General features: G+C 41.7%; 17 protein-coding genes. 9 read left to right on the forward strand and 8 right to left on the reverse strand.

What is annotated here, in order from left to right:
- Window positions 1-270: 270 nt before the first annotated feature.
- The gene (locus ACYVIL_RS00005) at window positions 271-969 is read right to left on the reverse strand and encodes a response regulator transcription factor (RefSeq protein ID WP_460311122.1); all 699 of its coding nucleotides are present in this window, start codon (window positions 967-969) and stop codon (window positions 271-273) included.
- Between the two features lie 452 nt (window positions 970-1,421).
- On the opposite strand from ACYVIL_RS00005, the gene ACYVIL_RS00010 reads away from it, so the two are divergent.
- A complete protein-coding gene (locus tag ACYVIL_RS00010) occupies window positions 1,422-2,852 on the forward strand; it encodes a hypothetical protein (RefSeq protein ID WP_303476657.1) in 1,431 nt (476 codons plus the stop codon).
- Window positions 2,853-2,982: 130 nt separating this feature from the next.
- Window positions 2,983-4,275 (forward strand): M24 family metallopeptidase, encoded by a 1,293-nt coding sequence (locus ACYVIL_RS00015; protein WP_460311123.1) that lies wholly within the window; start codon window positions 2,983-2,985, stop codon window positions 4,273-4,275.
- Here ACYVIL_RS00015 and ACYVIL_RS00020 read toward each other — a convergent pair.
- Window positions 4,268-4,870, reverse strand: a complete 603-nt coding sequence (locus tag ACYVIL_RS00020; protein ID WP_460311124.1) for a TetR/AcrR family transcriptional regulator — start codon at window positions 4,868-4,870, stop codon at window positions 4,268-4,270. The genes ACYVIL_RS00015 and ACYVIL_RS00020 overlap by 8 nt on opposite strands.
- A 95-nt stretch (window positions 4,871-4,965) precedes the next feature.
- Here ACYVIL_RS00020 and ACYVIL_RS00025 point away from each other — a divergent pair, with 95 nt between their 5' ends.
- Both ACYVIL_RS00025 and ACYVIL_RS00030 read left to right on the forward strand, forming a co-directional pair.
- The gene (locus tag ACYVIL_RS00025) at window positions 4,966-5,406 is read left to right on the forward strand and encodes a cupin domain-containing protein (protein WP_460311125.1); all 441 of its coding nucleotides are present in this window, start codon (window positions 4,966-4,968) and stop codon (window positions 5,404-5,406) included.
- 115 nt (window positions 5,407-5,521) lie between these two features.
- Window positions 5,522-7,033, forward strand: coding sequence for an Hsp70 family protein (locus tag ACYVIL_RS00030; RefSeq protein WP_460311126.1), 1,512 nt, complete (start codon window positions 5,522-5,524; stop codon window positions 7,031-7,033).
- A gap of 160 nt (window positions 7,034-7,193) precedes the next feature.
- Here the strand turns inward: ACYVIL_RS00030 and ACYVIL_RS00035 are convergent, their stop codons facing one another.
- From ACYVIL_RS00035 to ACYVIL_RS00045, 3 genes are all read right to left on the reverse strand, one after another.
- Window positions 7,194-7,703 (reverse strand): NUDIX hydrolase, encoded by a 510-nt coding sequence (locus ACYVIL_RS00035; RefSeq protein ID WP_460311127.1) that lies wholly within the window; start codon window positions 7,701-7,703, stop codon window positions 7,194-7,196.
- 186 nt (window positions 7,704-7,889) lie between these two features.
- Window positions 7,890-9,566 (reverse strand): DUF3466 family protein, encoded by a 1,677-nt coding sequence (locus tag ACYVIL_RS00040; RefSeq protein ID WP_460311128.1) that lies wholly within the window; start codon window positions 9,564-9,566, stop codon window positions 7,890-7,892.
- A gap of 130 nt (window positions 9,567-9,696) precedes the next feature.
- Window positions 9,697-11,205, reverse strand: a complete 1,509-nt coding sequence (locus ACYVIL_RS00045; protein WP_460311129.1) for a hypothetical protein — start codon at window positions 11,203-11,205, stop codon at window positions 9,697-9,699.
- Window positions 11,206-12,260: 1,055 nt separating this feature from the next.
- Between ACYVIL_RS00045 and ACYVIL_RS00050 the strand changes: the two genes are divergently transcribed.
- From ACYVIL_RS00050 to ACYVIL_RS00065, 4 genes are all read left to right on the forward strand, one after another.
- A complete protein-coding gene (locus ACYVIL_RS00050) occupies window positions 12,261-15,089 on the forward strand; it encodes a TonB-dependent receptor plug domain-containing protein (protein WP_460311130.1) in 2,829 nt (942 codons plus the stop codon).
- Window positions 15,090-15,121: 32 nt separating this feature from the next.
- Window positions 15,122-16,723 carry a peptidase dimerization domain-containing protein gene (locus tag ACYVIL_RS00055; protein WP_460311131.1) on the forward strand — a complete coding sequence of 534 codons (1,602 nt, stop codon included), beginning with the start codon at window positions 15,122-15,124 and terminating at the stop codon, window positions 16,721-16,723.
- 100 nt (window positions 16,724-16,823) lie between these two features.
- Window positions 16,824-18,431 (forward strand): amidohydrolase, encoded by a 1,608-nt coding sequence (locus tag ACYVIL_RS00060; protein ID WP_460311132.1) that lies wholly within the window; start codon window positions 16,824-16,826, stop codon window positions 18,429-18,431.
- Window positions 18,431-20,059 carry an amidohydrolase gene (locus ACYVIL_RS00065; RefSeq protein ID WP_460311133.1) on the forward strand — a complete coding sequence of 543 codons (1,629 nt, stop codon included), beginning with the start codon at window positions 18,431-18,433 and terminating at the stop codon, window positions 20,057-20,059. The genes ACYVIL_RS00060 and ACYVIL_RS00065 overlap by 1 nt, the downstream gene beginning before the upstream one ends.
- Window positions 20,060-20,229: 170 nt before the next feature.
- Here the strand turns inward: ACYVIL_RS00065 and ACYVIL_RS00070 are convergent, their stop codons facing one another.
- Entirely contained in the window at window positions 20,230-21,084 is an 855-nt protein-coding gene (locus ACYVIL_RS00070; RefSeq protein ID WP_303476626.1) for a LysR family transcriptional regulator, read from the reverse strand.
- Window positions 21,085-21,232: 148 nt separating this feature from the next.
- On the opposite strand from ACYVIL_RS00070, the gene glyA reads away from it, so the two are divergent.
- Window positions 21,233-22,486 carry a serine hydroxymethyltransferase gene (gene glyA, locus ACYVIL_RS00075; RefSeq protein ID WP_460311134.1) on the forward strand — a complete coding sequence of 418 codons (1,254 nt, stop codon included), beginning with the start codon at window positions 21,233-21,235 and terminating at the stop codon, window positions 22,484-22,486.
- Window positions 22,487-22,573: 87 nt separating this feature from the next.
- On the opposite strand, the gene ACYVIL_RS00080 is transcribed toward glyA, so the two are convergent.
- Both ACYVIL_RS00080 and ACYVIL_RS00085 read right to left on the reverse strand, forming a co-directional pair.
- The gene (locus tag ACYVIL_RS00080; RefSeq protein WP_303476620.1) at window positions 22,574-24,220 is read right to left on the reverse strand and encodes a SulP family inorganic anion transporter; all 1,647 of its coding nucleotides are present in this window, start codon (window positions 24,218-24,220) and stop codon (window positions 22,574-22,576) included.
- A 19-nt stretch (window positions 24,221-24,239) separates the two neighbouring features.
- A complete protein-coding gene (locus ACYVIL_RS00085) occupies window positions 24,240-24,881 on the reverse strand; it encodes a carbonic anhydrase (RefSeq protein ID WP_460311135.1) in 642 nt (213 codons plus the stop codon).
- Window positions 24,882-24,892: the final 11 nt, after the last annotated feature.

Consider the following 24,892-nt stretch of genomic DNA (forward strand, 5'->3'; position numbering starts at 1 on the left):
TTGTTTATAAATGTTGGAATACAAGAACTCCCTATGATGAGTCAAAGTATTTAAAAGCGCTGAAAGAGAGAAATTCTCCGCTATTGGCAACATAAAACACTTGTTGAATGACTCAGGGCGTGATGCAGACCTTCATTACGTAAAATAGTCTCTGCACTGTTCTGTTGAATAATATCGGCAAATAAAAAACTGAGTCGAATAAAAAAAAGACAAATGATTAAACTCAATCCACCAAATGCACAAAACAACTGTAGTTTCAGAGATTTAAATTTAATCATCTAAAGCCTGCAATTGGTAACCTATATTGCTGATAGTGCATAATACCGGCTTGTCTGTGACTTTTTCAAAAGATTTTCGTAAGCCGTAAATATGCGATTTTAGGGCATTGCTCTCAGGAGGTTCATCACCCCATAAATGACGAATTAATTCGGAACGACTCACGGGGTAAGGGTATTCCTCAACTAACTTTTGTAAAATACGAAAGCCAATACCTGTAGTGGTTAATTCTAAATTGTTAAAGGTGGCTTTATGGGCTCTACTATCAATGCTCAACATGCCTTTTTGCAGCAAAGTTTCACCATGTAGTTGAGGCCTTCGCGCCAATGCTTCACAACGAAGGACGAGTTCTCTTAAATCAAAAGGTTTTGTTAAATAATCATCAGCGCCAATACCAAATCCTTTCGCTTTATCTTCGAATGCATCGCGGGCAGTTAACATTAAAATGGGAATGTTTCGGTCAGCTGTGCGTTTTATTTCATCGCAAACAACCAGACCATCTATATCTGGAAGATTGAGATCCAACACAATTAAATCAAAGTGATGTTGCAGGGCTAAATCTAACCCTTGTTTGCCAAGGGTAGCACAATCAATAATCCAGTTTTGCGCCTCTAAAAAGCCAGCAATCTGTTTCGCAATAGCTAAATTGTCTTCTATCAATAATACCGACAAATTACTTTTATTTTTTGCCATGACCAATCCTACAGGATATATCTTTGCCACATCTGCTTAAGGTAAATACTTCAATAGTTCTGCAAAGATGGCAAATTTTTATCAATGTTATTTGTTTCGAAACCGCATACTGACATAGACAAGGTCAAACGAGGGTAAAATTTCTGGTTAGCGTGGGTGTCTATGTAATTGCTATGGGTGTCTCGATAATGGTGGCGGACGTTGAAATTAACATGGGTGTCTCAATAACGGACGACATGGGTGTCTCAATAACGGACGTTGAAATTAGCATGGGTGTTTCAATAACGGACGCTAATATTAACATGGGTGTCTTGATAAGGAGGGGGCTCTATTCCCAGAGGATGTAGCTGACTAATTTGTATAAAGCTGCTAGTTTTAGAGTGAAAATAATACAATTTGGCATGAGCCTCGTGGCTAGTCGTCGCTAATGGAAGTGAATTAAGGATGGATTTGTGTTTAATAAAAACAACCCAAAAGAGAGCGGTGGAGAGTTACTTCACAACCACATACCTATTAAGCTCGTAACTGTCCATGGCACTGGAGCGGGCGATATCACTAGCTCAGGAGATAAATGGTGGCAACTTGGCAGTGTGTTTATGGACGAATTACAAAAACGACTAGACCTGGATCCTAATCAAGTCGAAATAGTACCGTTTCAATGGGAAAATGGTCCTAACAGCGAAGATAAAAGGCGAGATGCAGGCTCTGCACTAGCAAAACAGTTAGCATCCTATGACGAAGCTGAGCAAGATTACTATCTAATTGGACATAGTCATGGGGGCTCGGTTATTTATAATGCCTTATTGAAATCAGTTGACAATAAAACCCCTTTTAAACGGCTTAAAGTGTGGTGTACCGTTGGCACTCCCTTTCTAGATTACAGACCAAATACGTTTCTATTTCAACGCCTTAGAAGCATAGGGTTAACTATTTATACAACGGGTATTGTGTCTTTGGTGTTGGGGTTCTGGATTATGCTTATGGCGTTATTTAAAACTGAAGTTAACCAAAATATAGTAACGCTAGGTCATGCAATGACACTTTATGGAGTGATTACTTATGCTTGCCTGTGGTTATATGAACGTCGGAGAAAAAGTTGGTTTACGAAAAAACAGAAGAAACGAGTAGAAGCGCTGTACAGTAATTTGTGGTGTGGATTGTGGCATAAAGAAGACGAAGCGATTAGCGCACTTAGTAACGTGCAAAATATAAGTGCACCGATTATTCCAAGTACATTTCTACTCCCCGTTGTTGCCAGCTTTCAATTTGGGTTAGTTATTTTGATTGGTTTGATCTTTGCTTTTGATTTGGCTTTTAATAGCGGTGACATGCTCAATTATTTTCTCACATCTGAGGATGGCTCTGAAGGTTTTAGTATTGGCGGTATTACGTTTTCAATTGCATTTGAAATTTTGCTTATTTGGATTCCCATAACATGGATTCTTACCAAACTATTGAGTGTATTCGCCCACTTATTTGGTCGCCCTTTGGCTTATATACTGAACAAAATTGTTTGGGCATCCATTCAGAAACGCGCATGGGGTGATGATTTATTGAAAGAAGATGTCCATGCAATCAGTTCGCACCCTCCTGAATTTGAGCACAAGTGTGATTTTCTTGGTGATTCAATTGCAGATCCGTTACGTCAGCACAGCGAGAAAAATGCGATTAAAACCCTACATAAAGTGCGCTTAGTGTTAGGCATGTCTGAAAATGCCGATGCCACACCAGATATTCGCACCGAATTGAGTGATAGTATCAATTGGCAAGAGTTAATACATACCTCGTATTTTGATGTCCCTGCATTTATTGATTTACTCGCGGAGTCTTTGCAACAGGCAGGGTTAGTTAATGATAATCAAGCAACCTTAGCTGACAAATGACACAGAGGAGCTACTCTTGTTTGAAAATTTCCAATACACGTGATGCTGGTTGCATAGTTCAGTCATTATATTTATGCTTCTGCAGGTTAATTTTGTCACAACTAATTGAACCAAAAGGAATAATAAAAAAGTGAAATTAATTAGTGTGTTATGTGTATTGTGGTTGCCGTTTTCTGCATTTGCTCAATTTTCAGACCCATCTCCGTGGCCAGAGATCCGTAAACAGCGAATTGCCACATTGCTGCCATCAGCACTGGCAAAAGCAGAGGTTGATGCTTGGTTGGTGATTTGTCGAGAGAATAACAATGACCCGCTGGCTGACCATGTGGGTTGTGAGAATGCGGGTCAAACTGCAGTGTTTTTATTCTATAACCACAGGAATCAATTCCATTCAATGGCGTTCTCGCCGGCGGGTGAATCTACCGCCCTCAAAGATGTCAATTTATTGGATGAAGTGGTTTCAGTGGAACGAAGTGGATCGGCCATTCAAACCGCTGCGAATTTTATTATCGAAAAGAACTTTGCCAATATCGCAATTAATATGTCGACTAAAAATGCTCAAGCCGATGGAATAAGTTTCACCCAGTATCAACAATTAACCAAAGCTTTAGGCGCGAAGTTTACGCAACGTTTAACCTCAGCTGAAGAGGTCATTTATCAATGGCTGTCCATCAAGCTACCAGCGGAAATTGATATTATGCGCAAGGCTGCAGTGTTGACTGCGCAATGGCAGGTTGAGGTTTATCAGCAAGTTATACCTGGGGTCACCACCGATGCCGATGTGGCTCGTTTTCTTAAAATGAAAATGCGAGAAGCGGGTGTAACAGACGGTTGGGCGGCAGCGCAAAATCCGAATATCAATTCAGGTTCAGATCGTGGACACTCCCACCCAACCGACAAAATTATTCAGCCTGGAGATGTGATTCAAACTGATTTTGGTATTCGTGTTTACGATCGCTGGGTAACTGACATTCAACGCTTTGCTTATGTATTAAAAGACGGTGAAAGTGCTGCGCCAGCTGATATACAACGCTATTGGAAAAATGCTAAACAAGGACAAAATGCCGCGTTTACTGCAATGAAACCTGGTGTTAGAGGGATTGATGTAGATACCGCACAGCGCAAAGTGATGGAAGCCACCGGCTCTATACCATTGATGTGGAGTACCGGGCATCCAGTGGGATATGTTGCCCACGACACTGGACCTAACCTGGGTGGTTCAAGGGCTGTCAGCGTGCGACCAGCTTCTTTGCGAACCTTAGCTGAAGGTATGACCTTTGCTTTTGATGGATTTTATAGCTGGTCATTAGACGATGGTCAACCTAAAACCATATCGGTTGAGGAAATGGTACACATTACCAAAGACGGAGCTGAGTATTTAATTCCTGTGCAACAAGAACTTATATTGATTAAATCTAATTAGTATCAAGGTTCACTTTATGCAGATGCTGGAGGGATTGAGAAACCAGCATCTGCGTACATTCAATACAAGTCTTTAGATCAAATTCAAAATACACGCGATAATAACGCCAGCTAGATGCGCTTAAGTTATAGCGAATATTGGCGGCAGTCCTGACAATTTCTTGTTCCGCAGCATGGGGATAAGCTTCAGTTAGCAGCTGGGTTAATTCAGTCAGTCGTTGTTTTGCCGTGGTTGACAAAATACGTTGAAAAACCTCACCTTTTAACAAAACCAGAACCTGTCTAGGTTGGCTGTCCAGTTTAGTATAAAAATGCGAAATGTAGTCGGGCAGCTGATTTATTGTTGTTGGAAACATGGGCAACGCCAATTGCTGATAAAGCAGTGCTGTGAGTTCATTTAAAAAAGTATCTCGACTCTCAAAGTATCTAAATATTGTGCGCTCAGAAATATTTGCATGTTGAGCAACTTTCTTAAAACTAATTTCATCAACATCTAGTTCATGTGTTAATTCACATGCCGCGTCCAAGATTAGGTTACGGGTAAATTCTATTTTTTTCTGCTGCAAAGTCGTCATCGGATCTAAATGGTTTGTCATTTATAATGTAATCTTGACATAGGTACTGACATCTGTCTAACATTTATACTGATTAAAGTTTATACTGGCTAATATCTAGAATAGGAGCATATCAGATGGAGTCGACATCTATAATTAAACATGCGAGTGACGAAAACTGGTTAGCTGTTCTAGGGATGAGACTAAAGTTTTTATGCACCGCAGAAGAAACCAACGGCCGTTACTCCAGTATGCTCAATACCGTCCCTAAAGGGCTAGGCGCGCCTCCTCATTCACATCCTTGGGACGAAAGCTTCTATGTTTTACAAGGGCGAGTTGAACTGCGTTTAGGTGACACAATCACGCGAATGAATCCTGGTGACTATGCCTTGGTTCCGGCTAATCACGTGCATGGATTTACTGGTTTATCAGATGAAGAAGGGTTGCTCATTAGGTTTGAATCTCCCAGTCATTCCCATTCGTTCTTTCAGGAAATTAACGATCGCGTAAAAACCATGCCTGATGATCTGTACAAAATGCCAGACATTGGTGAGCGCCATAAGGTCACCTTTGTTTAAGGGGGTTAAATAAATCTCTGTATTTGGATAACGTTTAAGTGACAAACAATAGATGAACAATAACGCATTTTACATTACAATCCGCGACTTTATTTTTCACTAGTGTTGGACTCAAATGGCAGCGATTGGTATAGATTATGGCACCTCAAATTCCGAGGTAGTTTTTTTTGATGGTAAGAAACACCAATTTATCAAACTTGACCCTGATCTTGATGCAGCTAATAAGATTCGATCCTCAGTCTTTATTTATTATGAAGACGATTTACCCTTGCCACCCATTGGAATTATTGAAGCAAAAGTCGCGCAAATTAAACGTGCTGTAAATGACCAGATTGAAAAAGCCAAGCAAAGCTACTATGAAGCTGCAGATCCAAGAGAGCAGCGGATCTACAGTGAAAAAATAGATGACTTGCGGGGCGAATTACACAACTTGCCAGCACTGCAGCGTAAGGCTATTCAACTGTTGCTGAAAGACATGACCGTGCAAGATTTATCCTTACAGCAACTCGTTGAAACAGGCAAATTCGCATTCGGTGAAGAGGGTTTTAAACGTTATTTAAAAATGCCGGAAAAGGGGCGTCTTATTTATTCACCCAAGAACTTTTTGGGAGCCACCTTGATTGCCGGTCAGCAGCAAGCATTCGTCGGCATTATAGCGAAACAATTGGAATTCTTTCGCCTAAGTGCTGAAAAACAATTACAAACTTCTGTGGATACAGCGGTTATTGGAAGACCTGTTAAGTTTCACGGTACTCGAGGCGACGCTGGAAACAATCAAGCCATTGAAATTATGACCCAAGCGGCGCAAAAAGCAGGCTTTAATCAAGTTGAATTTCTCGAAGAACCAATTGCCGCGGCATATCAAATTGAACGAACCCTAGATAAACCAACCAATGTGCTGGTGGTGGATATTGGCGGTGGGACGACCGATGTGTGTTGCATTAAATTATCCCCTCAAAAACGCACGAACCTAGACCGTCAACAAGACGTACTTGCGGTGACAGGTACGCGCTTGGGAGGAATGGAGTGTGACAAAAACCTCATTGTAAAATCCATTGCACCGACCATGGGGCAGGATTTGTTAACCCAAAGCGGATTACCTATACCACCTACCTATTTTTCAGATATGTGTGCCGTTGATGACATTGCAAAACTTAATCGATTTTTCTCTGAAGATTATGGGTTAGAAATCGCACAAACCATGTCTATTACCAAAGATCCGAGATTGTTGGAAAGGTTGTTGATAGTACAAGAACAAAAATTGTCAGCTAGACTTGTCAACTCCTCGCGTTTAGCAAAAGAATTGCTATCTTCTAAAGATGAAGTGACTCTGCCACTGCATTACATTGAGCCAGATTACGATGTTAATATTACTCTGACTGACTTGAATCGCTCGATGCAAACTTGGATGCGCAGAGTGAAACGTTTAGTCACTCAGTGTTTAGACAATAGCAGTGAGCCCCCTGAAATGTTGTTTATTACAGGCGGTATGAGTTTATCACCGATTGTCAGAAAGGAGCTTCAGGAAGTAATGTTGCCCCATTTGCCGGTTATGGAAGGTGATGCATTTAATTCTGTGTGCGAAGGGCTAGCAATACAAGCCAGTAAACTGACAAAAAACAACTAAAATTTAGCCCTGATTATTGATATCCATTGTGGGTGAATTGCCAAAGGCTTAAATCATTCATATTTCTCTCACGAAATGGTGCTTGGCTCGGTATCACCTGCGGTGAAATTATTCTATGGATTCAGAATTTGCCGTGGTATAGCAGGATGTAGGCGCATTTTTATTCCATTTCGATAAACTGTGTTACGGCGTTGGCCAATGACGGAAAAGCAATTTTACTGACGTCGATTTCATCTAGCGCTATCCAACGAGCTTCCTGTATTTCAGCTTTTTCTAATTGCACTTCTGGTTTTTGGTCTAGCTCACATGCAAACACACTATCTATGGTGTGGTAATTGATGTTCTTATATAGATATTGATTTGGGAAAGAACAAAAATATTGCCACTTTTGAGGAGCAATCGTTAAGCTTAACTCTTCCGTTAACTCTCTACTTAGGCCTTGTTCTAGGGTCTCATGGTAGTCTACAAACCCTCCAGGTAAGTCTAGTTTTCCTTGTTCGGGTTTTTTGGCACGAACAGTGAAAAGCAGTTGATTACGATATTTTATCAATCCAGCAACGCCGGCGGCGGTATTATGAAAATACACGAAATCGCAATTGCCACAATCCCAATAACGCTGACCTTCAAAACTGATATCTGAACTTTGACATTTAGGGCAATATTTAAACATGCTAGATACTTTTTATTGATTGAATAGATAGGTTGAAGATTTTACATGAAAATCCAAGCAAATAGCGTTTGAAAAGTTACCATTGCACTATATTTTTAAAATGGCCTGTTTAATCGAAAATCGAAATAGAAAGAAAAGGCAGGATTGTAGTGCAAACCTCTGTCTGCACTACAATATGCAATATAACTATATATTCAGTCTAAGTTTTTTAAAGGGATAAAATCGCAGTAACGCAATAGGAGCGAGCAAAAATAACCAAAACAAGCTGCCGCCTTGGCGTTCTACTTCTTCTTCAAGGGCATCACAATTATCTATTGATCCCCCGGAAATGGGTTCGAGTTTTACTGCTACATAACGGGTAGTTTCCACTTCAGCACCATAATCATCATAAATAATTTCACCTGATAGATTGCGACTAGCCTCTGTCACTGTGGCGGTGGCAACTATGATATTATCATCATTGATTTCATGGGCCTCTACGATGTTGTAGGCACTATTACACTCTATTAAAGTATTAATTTCATTGAAAATATCATTTCTATAATCATATAGAAAAGCCCCGGTACGACTAGAGCCTGATGTGGTGAGTTCAGAATCGCCATAACCGATAATCATGTTTTGATCATTAATCCCCGTAGCATAGCTGTTGGCTGAGGTATAAAAATCATCTGGATACTCGGTGACATCTGCATCCACATCGTGAACGAAAAATTTATTTACCAAACTGCCGTTTACCAATTTTGATGCATAACCAACCACAATATTGTCATTATTTATGGCTGTTGCAGTGCTAGAGTAAACATATTCATCTTCATTGATCGTGCTCGCTTCATCATCTATATAGATAGCGGCGGCGGTGGTTATGGTTGTGCCATCAAGGTAGTAGGCAGGTGATTCTCCCACGGCGACACCATAATCGTTGATGGCGACTGCAGTGCTGCTATAAATTGTTTCATCGTCACTGTCAGGTTCGATAAGCATAGGTAAAACATAAGTATCGGTTACGCTTCCTCGTTCATCTACTTGCCAAATGATGCCTCTGCTTTGAGAAATTGTCGAAACGCTACTGCTAAGTTCAACACTTAGACTACGTAAACATGACTCTTCAGGTACATCTGCCCTGGCATCATCATCTGCGCAGTCTTCTACACTTTGTGCAAACTCATCAGATACTAATTCAGTCGTACCAAACCCAACTACTTGGTTGCTGTCATTGATATCATAAGCGTAGCTTAAACCTCCGGCGGTTGTTTCGGGGGGCGGTAAGTCAACGGTATCGCCGTCAATGTATGCAAACCCTCTGACATAAAAGTCATTCAATACATAAGTGACATCGTCAATATCATCATTGATGTAATCGACGGTGTAAAACCCACCATGGCTGAATCCTACCGCGTAGCCAAAATCGTTGATCCCTTGTGCGCTAACGTATGCACTATTGCTGTAATCATCTGTTACCGAGTCAAAAGTGTCAAAACCATGCAACTCTTCACTGTCTGATTCAGTAGCAATAAACGCATTTTGAGCTGCAATTTGTTGATATAACTGATTCTCAGCAAATGATTGAATATAACTGTACAGAAATGCGTAATCCTCGTCGTTGAAATCACCTACTTTTGCCGACTCAACATCGGTTAGATAAGCAGACAATGCGTCAAAATCGAGTAGCGATATATCAATCGGGGGATTGTATTTAGTTACTAGATTGACCGTAACCTCTCCAATACTATTAATATCTGTGGGAGACGTGCTATTACCTAATTCGGTGACGGGTAACTCTATCACTTCAAATTGTGCAGCATAGACCTTAAAACCCAATATCATGGAGCAGGACAACGCTAGTACAAGTCGGATTTTTTTCATTGAATTTCCTGTTTACTACTTTTAGCTAGCCCGCAAGCAAATTTCAGATAAGCCCTATGGCAGGCACAATATTGTTGTGCCTGCATTAAAAGGGAATTGTTGTGATGTTTACTAGCGAGCTGTTGTCAGATTACTCGTCAGATGATTGGTTAACTAAGGTCATTTCATAACCAGACGGCATAGATTCATTTTCTGCGAATATTAGAAATTGTTCCACGCAGTCTTCATCTAAGGTCATCGACATACTGTCCATAATAACGTCGGTACCGTCTATTGTGGCGATGGCGAAAATATCGTAGGTGTTATTCAGTAAGGAAACTGAACCACTACTGGTTTCTAGAACCGATAACTTGTTTTCAGCTGTAGAAATTATTTCGTCATTTAAAACGAAATAGAATGTCACGCGGCTAAAATCGTCAGAATCAGATAAGTTAACCACTTTGATACCATGGCTATAGATACTAGAAGTGTTGCTCTTGGTAATTGTAAGTGACTTTATTGTGGCTTCGTAACCGTCAACTACACCATCACTGTCTTCATCAATGTCGTCGTCTTCATCATCATCAATAGGGTCAATCTTGTTATAAATGAAGATGGTACTATCGGCATTTTCTTCCAAACTTAATAATGCATCGCTGATATATGTATCGTCAGTGTAATTATCCGTAACGTCAAATCCATAGTCGCCATTCGCAGTGGTTGTGGAATCACTGAATTCACCTGTGCCTAAGTTTTCAATCAATATTTCTGAGTCGTCATCTAATTTGACATCAATATTGATATAGCCGCCGTAGTAAGGTAAATATTCACTTTCCGCCACACCGTTATAGAAACCGAAGGTGGCTTCTGAATCAACATCGTTCAACAAGGTTGCGCCATTTGTGCCAATACTATCGATAGCAAAAGGTGATGAACCAACCCCAACATTTTCTCGTAATACAATGACATACTGACTTACAGTGCTATAGGATTGGTCAGTAGAGGTATAAATAACTTCGTCACTACCTGCTTCTGTGATGTAGAAAATATATTGGTCTTGGTCCATTTTTATATTTTCAGACAATTCGTTATAACTGCTTGTATTAACGAATACCGCTTCATTAAAGGTTTCATTATCCGCAGACATATATACGTCAACGTACGTGTAGTCAGGGTGCAGATTTAAAAATCGCAGATTAAACAAATCATCATCATCGTCGTCATCGTCATCGACAATTTCAATATCAAATTTAAGTACCTCGGGGTCTCTAATATCGCCCGTCATAGCAAGGAACGTAATGCTGTCAGAGTTGATGCTTAATTGTTCCTGATAGACCATTTCGAGATCACTGCGATCACTACTTTCTTCATCCTGCCATGCTAATTCAACATAATAGCTACCCGTATCCAACTCGTTATTTGCACTGACTTCTGCAAACTCCACAGCGCTGTAGGTAAGTTCAATTTCATCGTCGTCGTCATTATCTAAATCTTCATCAACTGTGAGGTAAACCCCAGGCGCATTCGCCGATGCATTATAGAATTTAATATAACCTGAACTGTCGTCGTCACTGCCACAGCCAGTTAGTACGAATAGCATTAAACCCATACATACCCAAGGGTAGTAAGTGAATTTAAGGGGGGGCTTACTGATTTTCATGGATTCTCCACATTAATTATTGTTGGCAAAAGCGAGGTAATGAGCATAGAAGTCATATTTCTCACAATGGCGATTCGGACAGAGTTAAGTTCTACTTAGTTCATTAGTAAGGGGCGTCTTTACAGAAACTTTACGATCTAAATGAATTTGTTATCTCACTTGCTAAAAGCCCTTAAGAGGTCACCATGAAGTGCATGAATCAACGAGCATCCGATGATTTATTTTGGGAAAAAAGGTAGCGGTTTTTCGCCTAACTAATCCAAATATCAATTTAGTATGCAAATACTCTGGCTTAGTTATAACTGTTTTGAGATGAGCTTTATTCAACGCACCTCATATGAATGTTAAGTGTTAACCACTAAAAAATTGAAATGACATTTCATGATGTACAAAACATCCAATTTGGTGCAAAGCAGAAATGATTGAATAAAAATTCACTTTTTAGTGCATATTTACTCTTTCTTGAAGGTCAAAATGGGCTAGGGTAAGCGCGGCGTTTAGGGTTGAGCAAAATATTGGAAGTCTCATTGTATATTACAATATGTTTCTAAAATCATGACATATAGAAAATTATATCATTATAAGTGCTCATAATTAGGATGTTTATAACTTTAGGTCGGGTTAAAAAATTCTCCAATGTATAATTATCATCCGTATTTCCATTCCATTGCATCGAAATAGTGCGAGTTTTCAAAATGCATAAATGAAGTTTATTTTTGCATAAGATTTTTTTATTAAATTTAAAAAATATTAATTAATCTTATCTCAATCCTCAAATTTCAATAAGAAAATCTTATATGTTTCAGTCTGTAAATAAAATGTTTTTATATCTGTCAAGTTGCTGTTATTAAACATGTTTTTTTATCTTTTTAGGTTGTTTTAATTTAACTTCTTCAAAGAAATTCAATAATAATTTTTTAAATCAATGTTTTAGGTATGACTTGTGCTTTTAACTCGTTGCAAGTGTAACGACGTGAAAATGCATTTATGTTTTAAGTCACAAAAAATCAGCAAATAAAAATAACTATTACATCCTTTGTACAGGAGAAGAACACATGAAAAGCCCCATTAAATCAAAAACGCATAGAGTTACCTATCTGGCTACATTGATTTCTAGCATGTTGGCAGTGAATACCGCTCTTGCTCAGGAAGCAGCTAGTGAATACGACAGTTTAAGCGAAGATGACAAATTAGAATCCATTCAAATTACAGGTTCACGGGTAGCAAGGGACGGCTATGACACGCCAGCACCCGTGACCATAATGACACAAGATGACATTAATGCTTACGCACCAGGAAGTGTGGCTGAGTTTGTTAATACGTTACCTTCTGTTACCGGCAGTAGTACCGCGTCTACATCATCCGGCTCATTGAGTAACGGTGCCTCAGGTATCGCAGCATTGAACTTAAGAAACTTGGGTGTCGGTCGTACCTTGGTGTTATTCGACGGTCAGCGTAACGTCGTGTCTGCATCAACGGGTCAGGTAGATACCAATACTTTCCCACAGGCATTGATCAAAAATGTTGAGGTGGTAACTGGCGGTGCATCCTCTGTATATGGCTCAGATGCCGTGAGTGGTGTAGTGAACTTTATACTCGATAAAGAATATACCGGTTTTAAATCTCAAGTTGAGTATGGCGAAACCACCTACAGTGATAGAGAAAATGGCAAAGTGGTACTAACCTACGGTACTGAATTGGCCGATGGAGCAGGGCACTTATTATTAAGTGGCGAATACTACTCTGCAAATGGCATTCACTATGAGACGCGAGATTGGGCTGAAAGAGGTTATGTTGGGATGATAAATCCTGATACCAGCGACGGTTCTCCATTCTTCTTAGTGGATGAAGGCATTGGTATTTCTAATTATACACCAGGCGGAATGATCGCCTCTGGTCCTTTATATGGTACCTATTTTGGCGTTGATGGCGCGGTTAATCAGCTGGCTTTTGGCGATGTTTCAGGTCAGTGGATGCAAGGTGGTGATTGGCAATATACTTCTTCGGGTATGGTCGGCACGAACTCTTTAGCCGCCGATGAAGAACGTAAAAATTTATTTGCTCGTCTGAGTTATATGATTGGCGAAACAGAGGTGTATTTGCAAGGTTCTTATGCTGAATATGAAGGCTTAGCTTATTACATCAATCCGACTACTAAAGGCGTTACTATATATGCTGACAATGCATATTTACCTGATTCAATAGCCACGCAAATGGCAGACGAAGGGTTAGAGAGCTTTAGTTTAAATACAAGTAATGTCGACATGCCTGCATCAGGCGCAAATAACGTCCGCGATACCACTCGAATTGTATTGGGTGCTGATGGTGAATTTGAGATGGGCGGCAAGTACTTTACTTGGGATGCTTATTATCAATACGGTAAAACCAAGACCGATGAGCATATGACCCCAACCTATAATTCAGCTCGTTTAACTTTGGCAACCGATGCGGTAGTTGATTCTTCCACTGGCGAAGTTGTTTGTCGTTCTACCTTAACTGACCCCAGTAACGGCTGTGTTCCATTAAATCGTCTAGGTGTGGGTGTTGCCAGTGACGAAGCATTGGATTATGTATTAGGTCGTCCGCGCCGTGAACAAGAATTTATTCAAAATGTGGCTGCGGTTAACTTCAGTACCGGTGATTTTGAGGGCTGGGCGGGTCCAATTTCTGTTGCTTTTGGTGCTGAATACCGTAAAGAAGAAATGGATGGTTATGTCGAGTCACAATATCAATCAGGCTGGAAATACGGTAACTACAAAGTGACTGAAGGTGACTACGATGTAATCGAAGGTTATGTTGAAACGTTGATCCCACTAATGGATGATTTAGACTTTAATGGTGCAGTCCGCTACACCGATTACAGTACCTCTGGTGGTGTCACTACCTGGAAAGCGGGATTAACCTATCAACCAATCGAAGAAGCAACATTTCGTTTAACCAAGTCACGCGATATCCGTGCGCCTAACTTGAGTGAACTCTACGCTGCAGGTACTGCCCGTAGTAACTCTGTTACAATCGACGGCGCATCAGTTCCTATGATTCAAAACCTGCAAGGAAACCCTGATGTAGCGCCAGAAGAAGCCGATTCTTTGGGAATAGGTGTAATTTTACGTCCTAGCTTCTTAGAAAATTTCTCTGCTGCAATTGATTATTACGAAGTTGAAATCGATGGCATCATTAGTTTCGTATCAGCTGATGATACCGCGGAATACTGTGTTGAGTTTGGTGTGCAAAAATACTGTGACAACATGATTTATGATGAAACAGGTACGTTACAAACCATCAACCTTTTGTATGACAACCTAAACGTGATGACGGCCAAAGGTATTGATTACGACCTAACCTACACGTTCGATTTAGGTGACGTTTTTGATGATGCACCTGGCGCTTTTAAACTGCGTTTCTTAGCCACTAATTATTTAGAAAGTATCACTGATAATGGTGTAACTGCGATTGATTCAGCGGGTGCCAATACGACTAGCACACCAGATTGGAAATACCGTGCTTCTGCAACTTATACCCTAGATGGTGTCACGGTTGATTTGACCGCTCGAGGTGTCAGTGATGGGGTGTTAAGTAATGCTTATATTGAGTGTACTTCTAGTTGTCCTGAAAGTGTTGCGCCTAACTACACAATCAATGACAACAGTGTTGATGGTGAAGTTTACTTTGATTTGTATGCCGCTAAAAAAGTTAGCTTTAGTCAAGACTCTGAAGCTGAATTTTACCTATCAATCCGCAATCTCTTTGACACCGATCCGGCAGATGTCGCATTTCCTGCTTCTCAAGGTTCTGAAAACCGTCCTGGCTATTTAGAAACACACCGCGGTTTGTACGACGTATTGGGTCGTCAGTTTAAAGTTGGCTTCCGAGTAGAAATGTAATGAATAAAATGCTAATCAAAAAGGACAAAAGCATGTTTAAACGCAACGTTTTAAACGCCATCATTGGCTTAACTATGACGTCAATTGTTGGTTCAGCTGCAGCTTTTGAAGATATGTCTCAAGTCGAGCGTATGGAAGCAAAAATGACACTGATTGATGCAGTCGGTGCTAAAGCTAAGCAAGCGCAGGTGATGAACGATATGATCTTCAGTTTTGGGGAATTAGGCTTCCAAGAATTTGAAACCTCTGCATACCTAACCAAAATATTAGAAGACAATGGATTTACCATAGAGCGTGGTATTTCCGGTATTCCAACAGCTTGGATGGCGACTTGGGGAGATGGCGGTCCCGTCATCGCCCTTGGCTCTGATATTGATGGCATCCCCAAGGCTTCTCAGAAGCCTGGGGTGGCTTATCATGATCCTATTGTTGAAGGCGCTCCTGGCCATGGTGAAGGGCATAACTCTGGGCAAGTGGTTAACATCCTTGCGGCGTTAACCGTTAAAGAATACATGGAAAAAAATGATATCGATGGCACCATTAAAATTTGGCCTGGTGTGGCCGAAGAGCAGTTAGGGACTAAAGCTTATTACGTCCGCGACGGTTACTTTGATGAAGTTGATGCTGTATTGTTTTCCCACGTATCCAATAGTTTCAGTACGAGCTGGGGAGCTGGCCGAGGAAACGGTTTAGTCTCAGTGCAATATGACTTCTTTGGTGAATCTGCGCACAGTGCTGGTTCTCCTTGGCGTGGCCGTAGTGCATTAGATGCTGTTGAATTAATGAGTGTGGGTATTAATTACCGCCGCGAACATTTGCGTTTATCCCAACGCATCCACTCTATAATTGTAGATGGCGGTGACCAGCCAAATGTTGTACCTCAAAAAGCGAGTATCTGGTACTTCTTTAGAGAAACTGATTTTCCCCATATTAAATCCTTGTGGGAAATTGGTGACAAAATGGCAGAAGGGGCATCTCTGATGAGTAATACCTCTTGGTCATCGACGGTTTTAGGTTCAGCTTGGCCACAACATATGAACAAAGCTATTGCTGAAGATGCCTACGAAAATATCAAATTGGTAGGCATGCCTGAGTGGTCAGATGATGACATCGCTTTGGCTAAAGCGTTGCAAACTGAAATTGGTGTCGCGCCGGAAGGCCTTAAAACAGAGCTCAATCCGTTACTCGATCCGCCTGATCCTGCCAAGTTAACGGGTGGCGGTTCTGACGATATTGGTGATATTTCTTGGCAAGTACCTACTATCACCTTGCGCTACCCAGCTAATATTCCTAATTTACCCGGGCACAACTGGTCTAACTCAGTTGCTATGGCAACCCCTATTGCTCACAAAGGGATTGTTGCTGGTGCTAAAGCGCAAGCCTTGAATTTATTCGACTTGTTGACCAATAGTGCGTTGATGGATGAAGCATGGGATTATTATAAGAACGTGCAAACGAAAGAAGACAAATACACGCCTTTATTGCGTCCTCAAGACAAGCCTGCCATTCATTTAAACAAAGAAATAATGGCAACTTACAAGTCTGAATTGGAAAAGTTCTACTACGATCCTGAAAAGTACGATACCTACTTAGAACAATTAGGTGTCGAATATCCAACCGTTAAAAACCCTTAGTACAGGTATTTGGTGGCAGTCGTTGGCTGTCACCATATTTTCGTTGAATAAGTAATGGTCACCGTGATCATAGTTAATGAACGTCTAGGAGCATATCAAGATGTTAAGTTTCACTAAAAAAAGTCTCTCCAAAAAGGCAGGCATGGCAATGCTTGGCTTAATTTTTTCTCAATGCACTTTAGCAACTACCTTCACCGACGCACAGCGCGAGACGGCTAAGCAACAAGTTGCCGCCGCAGTCGATAAAAATGCAAAACTTGCTCAAGTCATGAACGACATGATTTTTTCTTTCGGTGAGTTAGGTTTCCAAGAATTTGAAACATCAGCCTATCTAACCAATCATTTAGCTGAACAAGGCTTTAAAATAGAAAAGGGCATTGCTGGTATTCCAACGGCATGGGTAGCCACTTGGGGTTCCGGTAAACCCGTCATTGCCTTGGGAACCGATTTAGACGGTATTCCCAAAGCCTCGCAAAAACCCGGTGTCGCCTATCATGATCCTATTGTTGAAGGTGCTCCTGGCCACGGTGAAGGGCACAACTCTGGCCAAGTGGTGAATATATTAGCTGCTATGGCGCTTAAAGAATATATGTCAGAAAACAATATTGAAGGCACCATTATGTTATGGCCTGGTGTTGCTGAAGAGCAGCTTGCCACTAAAGCCTATTATGTACGCGAAGGTTATTTTGACGATGTTGATGCGGTACTGTATTCCCACGTAGGTAACCGTTTTGGTACGTTTTACGGCAACCCGTTCTTCTCTGGGATGGTGTCAGTCCAATATAATTTTTATGGTGAGTCTGCTCACAGTGCTGGTGCACCTTGGCGTGGCAGAAGCGCATTAGATGCCGTTGAGTTGATGAGTGTGGGTATTAACTATCGTCGTGAGCATTTACGCATCGCTCAGCGCACTCACTCGGTAGTGGTCGATGGTGGCGATCAGCCTAATGTAGTGCCTTCTAAGGCGACTTCTTGGTATTACTTTAGAGAGTTAGACTACCCACACGTAAAAGCCCTTTGGGAAGTGGGTGACAAAATCGCACAGGGTGCAGCTTTGATGACTAACACCACGTGGGATTCAACGGTAATGGGAACGGCCTGGCCTGGTCATTACAATAAACCTATGGCAATGCGGGCCTTTGAAAATATCCAAAAAGTCGGTATGCCTGAGTGGTCTGAAGACGATATTTTGCTGGCCAAATCATTGCAAAAAGAAGTGGGTGCGCCACAAACGGGTTTACCCACAGAGGTAATGCCTGTTGTTGCCCCCCCAGATCCTAAAACAATGACTGGCGGCGGCTCTGACGACATGGGAGATATCTCTTGGGTAACGCCTTCAATGTGGCTGTCTTATCCTTCAAACATTCCTAATTTGCAAGGACACCACTGGTCCAACGCAGTAGCAATGGCTACGCCTATTGCTCACAAGGGGATTGTTGCAGGTGCTAAAGCACATGCCATGACGATGATTGATTTATTCACCGATCCTGAATTGATGGCTGAGGTGCAAGATTATTTCGACAATGTTCAAACCAAAGATATGAAATATCAATCATTTTTACGTGATACCGATAAGCCACAAATTCATTTGAATGAGAATATCATGGGTGAATTTAGAGAAAAGATGCGACCTTTTTATTACGATCCTGAAAAGTACGATACGTACCTTGAGCAGTTAGGTATTGAGTATCCAATGGTGAAAGAATAATGAAAGGTGGCTTTATCTCAGAACTTCTGAACCGCACCCTACCGGCAACTTTGCGAGTAGCGGCAATTTTCGTTGTCGCTATCAGTCAAAGTACGGCTGCGAGTTTAAGTGACAGTGAGCGTCGAGCCGCTAAAGAGCAAATCGCAGCGAAAATTGAAGGCCAGAAGAAATTAGCGCAAGTCATGAATGACACCCTCTATTCCTTTGGCGAGTTGGGGTTTCAAGAAATTGAAACTTCTGCTTATTTAACCCAATTTCTCACGGAGCAGGGGTTTACAGTCGAAAAAGGTATCTCTGATATTCCCACAGCATGGATAGCCAAGTGGGGAAGCGGAAAACCGGTTATTGCGCTAGGTACTGATTTAGATGGTATCCCTAAAGGCTCGCAAAAACCCGGTGTTGCCTATCATGACCCCATTGTTGATGGAGCTCCTGGTCATGGTGAAGGTCATAATTCAGGTCAGGTGGTGAATATTATTGCTGCATTGGCCCTTAAGGATTATATGTCTGAGCATCAAATAGAAGGCACAATCATGCTTTGGCCTGGGGTGGCTGAAGAGCAACTCGCTACCAAAGCTTATTATGTGCGTGACGGGTATTTTGATGATGTAGATGCGGTCTTGTACTCACATGTAGGAAGTGGTTTTGGCACTTTCTACGGAGAAGTGGGTATGTCAGGTTTAGTGTCAGTTCAATATAATTTCTATGGTGAGTCAGCCCACAGTGCTAGTGGTCCCTGGCGAGGAAGAAGTGCTTTAGATGCTGTTGAGCTGATGAGCGTCGGACTAAATTACCGTCGAGAGCATTTACGCTTAGCGCAACGCATTCACTCAGTGATTGCTGATGGTGGTGACCAACCTAATGTAGTGCCATCTAAAGCAACGGCATGGTATTACTTTCGTGAAATGGACTACGACCACATTAAAGCGTTGTGGGAAGTGGGTGACAAAATTGCCGAAGGCGCAGCACTGATGACCGATACCTCTTGGGATTCAGTCGTCATGGGAACGGCTTGGCCCGGACACTTTAATAAACCTATGGCATTGCGTGCTTATGAAAACATTAAAGCGGTTGGTATGCCCCAATGGTCTGCTGAAGACATCACTTTGGCCAAAGCAGTTCAAACCGAGATTGGTGCCAGTGCTGTTGGTTTGTATAGCAAGGTGATGCCGATTGGTGATCCTCGCAAGCCTAAAGTACCAACCGGTGGCCCCTCTGACGATGTAGGCGATATCTCATGGAGTGTGCCAACTATCTTTATGTTGTACCCCTCTAATATTCCTAATTTGCCCGGTCATCACTGGTCTAATGCGGTGTCGATGGCTACACCTATAGCCCACAAAGGAATTATTGCGGGGGCGAAAGCCCACGGCATGACGCTGCTCGATCTATTTACTGATCCGGCTTTAATGGATGATGTGACAGAATACTTTACTGAAGTACAAACCAAAGATGTTAAATATAAGTCGCTTTTGCGCAAAGGTGATAAGCCTCAAACCCAGCTAAACGAGGAGATAATGCAGCGTTATCGAGAGAAAATGCGGGCTTACTATTATGACGCCAATAAATATGACACTTATATGGAGCAACTAGGCGTGGAATATCCGACGGTTAAGGACAAACCTTAATTCCAGTGAAATAGATAAATAACAATAACTAATTGTGTTCGTGTGTATGCTCCCAAGAGCAACTTTCAGCACCTTAAGTTTTCCTTAAGGTGCTGCTTTTTGGGTTGTTCGTTTCTAGATTTTACAGGTTTGATTGATCAACCGTTTAATCAAAAATGGAGGTTGATAGCTTAAATCGCCAACTGAGCAACCATATCCTTCGCTAACAATTCAATGGCTTCCGAGCGCACTTTTTGAGGATTCAACAAACATACACCAATGTGCCCTAAGTCAGGTAAATCGGCTTGCGGTGGCAACACAAATAAACCTGGTGGCACTGTACTTCTGGCTAATACGGTAATGCCTAAGTCTTCATTAATGGCCGCTTGAATACCGTTCAGATCTGAGATGGTATACACAACTTGCCATTGTTTTTTGCACTTTCCTAATACATGGGTTGCCCGTTTGCGATAAATACAAGGCGCAGGAGCGGCAATTATCGGTAGCTTGTTAGGCACTTTATTAACGTATCTCTGACTGCCCACCCAAACCAGTTGATCAGTAATGATAAAGCCTTCTTGTTCGGGATCCGGTTGTTCCTGTAGGGATAGAATCAAATCAAATTGACTTTTTAGGGGTTCACACACCAAATCTTTACTTAAAGCACAATGGACTTCTAATGATACTTCAGGGTAGGTGTGAGTAAAGCGGCGAATTATCTTCGGCATTAAAGTGGTGGAAAATTCACTAGGAATGCCTAATTTAATATTACCACTGACTTGTGGCTTACCAAATTCCGCCATTGCTTGATCATTTAGCATCAGTATTTTCATGCCAAACTCAAGTAACTTACTGCCGGCTAACGTGAGGGTAAGTCGATTCCCTTCCCGCAGAAAAAGTTTTTCTCCCACCACTTCTTCTAGTTTTTTGATTTGCAAACTAATCGCCGGCTGAGTACGTTTAAGCCGTTCCGCACACAATGTATAACTGCCTGTTTGTGCGATGGTCACAAATGATCGCAGAAAATCTATAGATAAATTTTTCATGGCTTCACTCCTTATTAAAGTGGGTGGCATTTATGTTTATGCCTTGTTAAAGCCATATTAAAATCTTATGAGCTCATATTTATTATTAATTTTATTTATTTCATTAGTAGTTCTAGCATAGAGTTTCTCGAAAGGCAATGGACATATAATGATGCAACTAAATAACCCGTTAAAAACTGTAGACCCTGATATTTTCGACATAATCGAAGATGAAGAAAAACGACAAGAAGCACACATCGAATTGATAGCTTCAGAAAACTATACCAGTCAAGCGGTGATGGAAGCACAAGGTAGCGTGTTAACCAATAAATACGCAGAAGGTTACCCTGGTAAACGTTATTACGGCGGCTGCGAATTTGCAGATAAAGCTGAAACGTTAGCAATTGAACGGGCTAAGCAACTTTTTGCTGCTGATTACGCCAATGTTCAGCCTCATTCTGGTTCACAAGCTAATGCCGCAGTGTACATGGCACTGCTTAAGCCTGGCGATACTATTCTTGGTTTGAGCTTAGATCACGGTGGGCATTTAACCCATGGTGCAAAGCCGAACTTTTCTGGGAAATTATACAACGCGATACAATATGGCTTAGATACAGAAACCGGTGAAATTGACTATCAACAAGTGGCTGAGTTAGCACAAGAGCATAAGCCGAAAATGATAGTGGCAGGCTTTTCTGCCTATTCACGCGTGGTAGATTGGCAGAAGTTCAAAGATATCGCACAAAGTGTCGGTGCCTATTTATTCGTAGACATGGCTCATGTTGCAGGATTAGTTGCAGCAGGCCTGTATCCTAATCCTGTGCCTATTGCTGACGTTGTGACCACTACCACCCATAAAACCCTTCGTGGACCTCGTGGCGGCCTAATAGTGTGTAAATCAAACCCTGAGCTGGAAAAGAAGTTTAATTCGTTAATTTTTCCGGGTATCCAAGGTGGTCCACTTATGCACGTTATTGCTGCAAAAGCAGTGGCATTTAAAGAGGCCCTTTCCCCTGAGTTTACAACTTATCAGCAACAAGTGATTGATAATGCCCAAGCAATGGCTAACGTGTTCCTAGAGCGTGGCTATGGTGTGGTTTCAGGTGGCACGGACAATCATCTGTTCTTGGTGGATTTGATTGCTCGTGGAATGACCGGAAAAGAAGCTGATGCGTTACTTGGTTCGGTAAATATTACGGTTAATAAAAATACGGTTCCCAATGATCCACAATCTCCCTTTGTGACCAGTGGAATACGCATTGGTACACCCGCTGTGACTTCTAGAGGTTTCAAAGTCTCTCATGTTACTGATTTAGCAAATTGGATATGTGATTTATTGGATAACCCAGAAGATACTTCAGTACGTGAACAAGTGACGACTAAGGTTGCACAATTGACCGCTGAGTTTCCAGTCTACGCATAAAAAAAACGCGCTGTACCCAAAGGTGCAGCGCGCTTTACATCTACTTATCACTTAACTTTTAAAGCAAGTCATCGCAATACTTACTTATTAAGCTCCTGCTAATTTTGACGAATTGCCTAACGATTTAGGTGAATTTGGGTCATTCTTAATAATTGTGACTGCGTATTCTAACGCGGCCAATAGACTATCAAACGACTCTACATCCGTTTGCGCAGCATTAATCCCTATCAGCACTTTTTGAATGTCGTCATTGGCACCGCAAATTAGTAGTGTTCTGCCGGAAAGTTTAGCGTCTGTTGCAACGGTTTCAACGGCCATACCTGCTGATACATCCATAGTGGGTACGCGGGTAAAATCCATTATCAATATCTGTGATCCAGGTTTTACTTTATCACGAACGTGATGCCCTACATCAGCCGCAGCACCAAAGCTCAGTGGTCCACCAAAACTGAAAATACTGACTTTGCCTTTTGCTTGTTTAAGCAATGCATTCTCTTTTGGATCATTCAACGTATCAGGGATTTTCTGTAGGTCTTCAATTTGAATTTGTGCAATTTGACGCACGAAAGCCAATGCTGCAAGCACTACACCTACGCCAACTGCCGTTATCAAGTCAACAAATACAGTAAGTCCTAGTACCAGAATCATCAATGCAAAATCCCAGCGCGGGCCATTGTGGGCACGTCTTAAGTAACTCCAGTCAATAATGTCTAGACCTACTTTAACAAGTATCCCTGCTAAGACTGCATGAGGTATGCTCGCTGCCAATGGACTTAATCCAAGCACAACTGCTAGCAACACAAAGGAATGAACCATCCCTGAAATACGAGTTTTACCACCAGTACGGATGTTAACTACCGTACGCATGGTTGCTCCAGCACCGGCGATACCGCCAATCAATCCTGCAACAGTGTTACCAATACCCTGACCGATAAGTTCTTTTTTACTGTCATGGCGAGTACGAGTCATATTGTCTGCAACCAAAGATGTTAGCAAACTATCTATTGCTCCTAATATGGCGAGAATGAAAGCGGCTTCTAGGACGAGAAGGAATTTACTTTGTTCATACACAGGTAGATGCAAACTCGGCAGTCCAGTGGGGATATTACCCAGTGCTGGCACGTTAGAAAATGCAAAACTAGCAAGGGTCCCAATCACTAAGGCTGCTAATGGCCCAGGAATATATTTTGCTAAAGAAGCGGGCCATTTGTATGCAATAGCTAATGTCCCAATACCCAGTATTAATGTAGCAAAATTAATGTCAGCCAAAGCCGTGGGCATATAGCTCAGGGCACCGATAGTGCCACCTGGAGGCTCATGTCCTAACAACCGACCTAGTTGAAGGATAATAATAATTGCGCCAATACCACTCATAAATCCAGAGATGACGGGATAAGGAACTAATCGAATATATTGGCCGACTCCCAACAAACCAAATGCAATTTGCAACAGGCCTGCCAGCATTACCGCAGTGAAAATAAGCGTCACATCGCCAGATAAACTCGCGAACAAACCAGCTAAAACCACGACCATTGGCCCCGTTGGACCGGATATTTGAGAAGGGGTTCCGCCAAATAAAGCAGCAAAAAAGCCTAATGCAATTGCGCCATAAAGACCTGCCATCGGGCCCAAGCCCGACGCAACACCTAGAGCCAATGCTAAGGGAAGGGCAACAATACCAGCGGTTAAACCGCCCGTTATATCACCCTTTAAGTTTGATAAATCAAATTTCATAAATGGACCTTAATTGCTATTACGCAACTGATAGTTTTTCTGCTTTTTCTTGCCCCAAAGGTACAAACTTAGCAATTTCGGGGTCATAGTTTAACACTTGACCGTTTTCAATATTATAAACCCAGCCGTGGAGTTTCACTTGTCCAGTGGCTAACTTAGCGGCGACAGATGGGTGAGTGCGAAGATGTTGTAGCTGTTGAACGACGTTCTCTTCGGTTAACTTTTCCAAATGCTCCATGTTCAGACTGCCATATTTTTCTTTCACCACTTCCGAGGCACAACGACTATGAGATAACCATTCTTTAACGTGAGGTAACCCGTCAAGCTTTTCAGGGTTCAACGCACCTTTCATCGCTCCACAGTCAGAATGACCACATACAATGATATGCGATACACCTAACGCTGCCACTGCGAACTCGATAGATGCAGTAATACCACCCGTTACGTTACTGTGGGGAGGGACAATGTTGCCCGCATTTCGGCAAATAAATAGTTCACCGGGATCTGTTTGAGTCAAAAGATTAGGATCGATTCGCGAATCTGCGCAGGTAATAAATAATACTTCAGGGTTTTGCCCGTTTGCTAACTTTTGGAAAGTAGCCTTTTTGTCAGGAAAGACTTCTTTTTGAAATTTAGCCACACCAGTAATTACATGGTCCATGATAGTCACTC

Source organism: Aliiglaciecola aliphaticivorans (genome assembly GCF_054782055.1).

What these genes read in the sequence shown, in the direction of transcription:
- ACYVIL_RS00005 (WP_460311122.1), bottom strand. Translation starts at nt 969, where the DNA reads ATGGCAAAAAATAAAAGTAATTTGTCGGTATTATTGATAGAAGACAAT.
- ACYVIL_RS00020 (WP_460311124.1), bottom strand. Translation starts at nt 4,870, where the DNA reads ATGACAAACCATTTAGATCCGATGACGACTTTGCAGCAGAAAAAAATA.
- ACYVIL_RS00025 (WP_460311125.1), top strand. Translation starts at nt 4,966, where the DNA reads ATGGAGTCGACATCTATAATTAAACATGCGAGTGACGAAAACTGGTTA.
- ACYVIL_RS00030 (WP_460311126.1), top strand. Translation starts at nt 5,522, where the DNA reads ATGGCAGCGATTGGTATAGATTATGGCACCTCAAATTCCGAGGTAGTT.
- ACYVIL_RS00035 (WP_460311127.1), bottom strand. Translation starts at nt 7,703, where the DNA reads ATGTTTAAATATTGCCCTAAATGTCAAAGTTCAGATATCAGTTTTGAA.
- ACYVIL_RS00040 (WP_460311128.1), bottom strand. Translation starts at nt 9,566, where the DNA reads ATGAAAAAAATCCGACTTGTACTAGCGTTGTCCTGCTCCATGATATTG.
- ACYVIL_RS00045 (WP_460311129.1), bottom strand. Translation starts at nt 11,205, where the DNA reads ATGAAAATCAGTAAGCCCCCCCTTAAATTCACTTACTACCCTTGGGTA.
- ACYVIL_RS00050 (WP_460311130.1), top strand. Translation starts at nt 12,261, where the DNA reads ATGAAAAGCCCCATTAAATCAAAAACGCATAGAGTTACCTATCTGGCT.
- ACYVIL_RS00055 (WP_460311131.1), top strand. Translation starts at nt 15,122, where the DNA reads ATGTTTAAACGCAACGTTTTAAACGCCATCATTGGCTTAACTATGACG.
- ACYVIL_RS00060 (WP_460311132.1), top strand. Translation starts at nt 16,824, where the DNA reads ATGTTAAGTTTCACTAAAAAAAGTCTCTCCAAAAAGGCAGGCATGGCA.
- ACYVIL_RS00065 (WP_460311133.1), top strand. Translation starts at nt 18,431, where the DNA reads ATGAAAGGTGGCTTTATCTCAGAACTTCTGAACCGCACCCTACCGGCA.
- ACYVIL_RS00070 (WP_303476626.1), bottom strand. Translation starts at nt 21,084, where the DNA reads ATGAAAAATTTATCTATAGATTTTCTGCGATCATTTGTGACCATCGCA.
- glyA (WP_460311134.1), top strand. Translation starts at nt 21,233, where the DNA reads ATGATGCAACTAAATAACCCGTTAAAAACTGTAGACCCTGATATTTTC.
- ACYVIL_RS00080 (WP_303476620.1), bottom strand. Translation starts at nt 24,220, where the DNA reads ATGAAATTTGATTTATCAAACTTAAAGGGTGATATAACGGGCGGTTTA.
- ACYVIL_RS00085 (WP_460311135.1), bottom strand. Translation starts at nt 24,881, where the DNA reads ATGGACCATGTAATTACTGGTGTGGCTAAATTTCAAAAAGAAGTCTTT.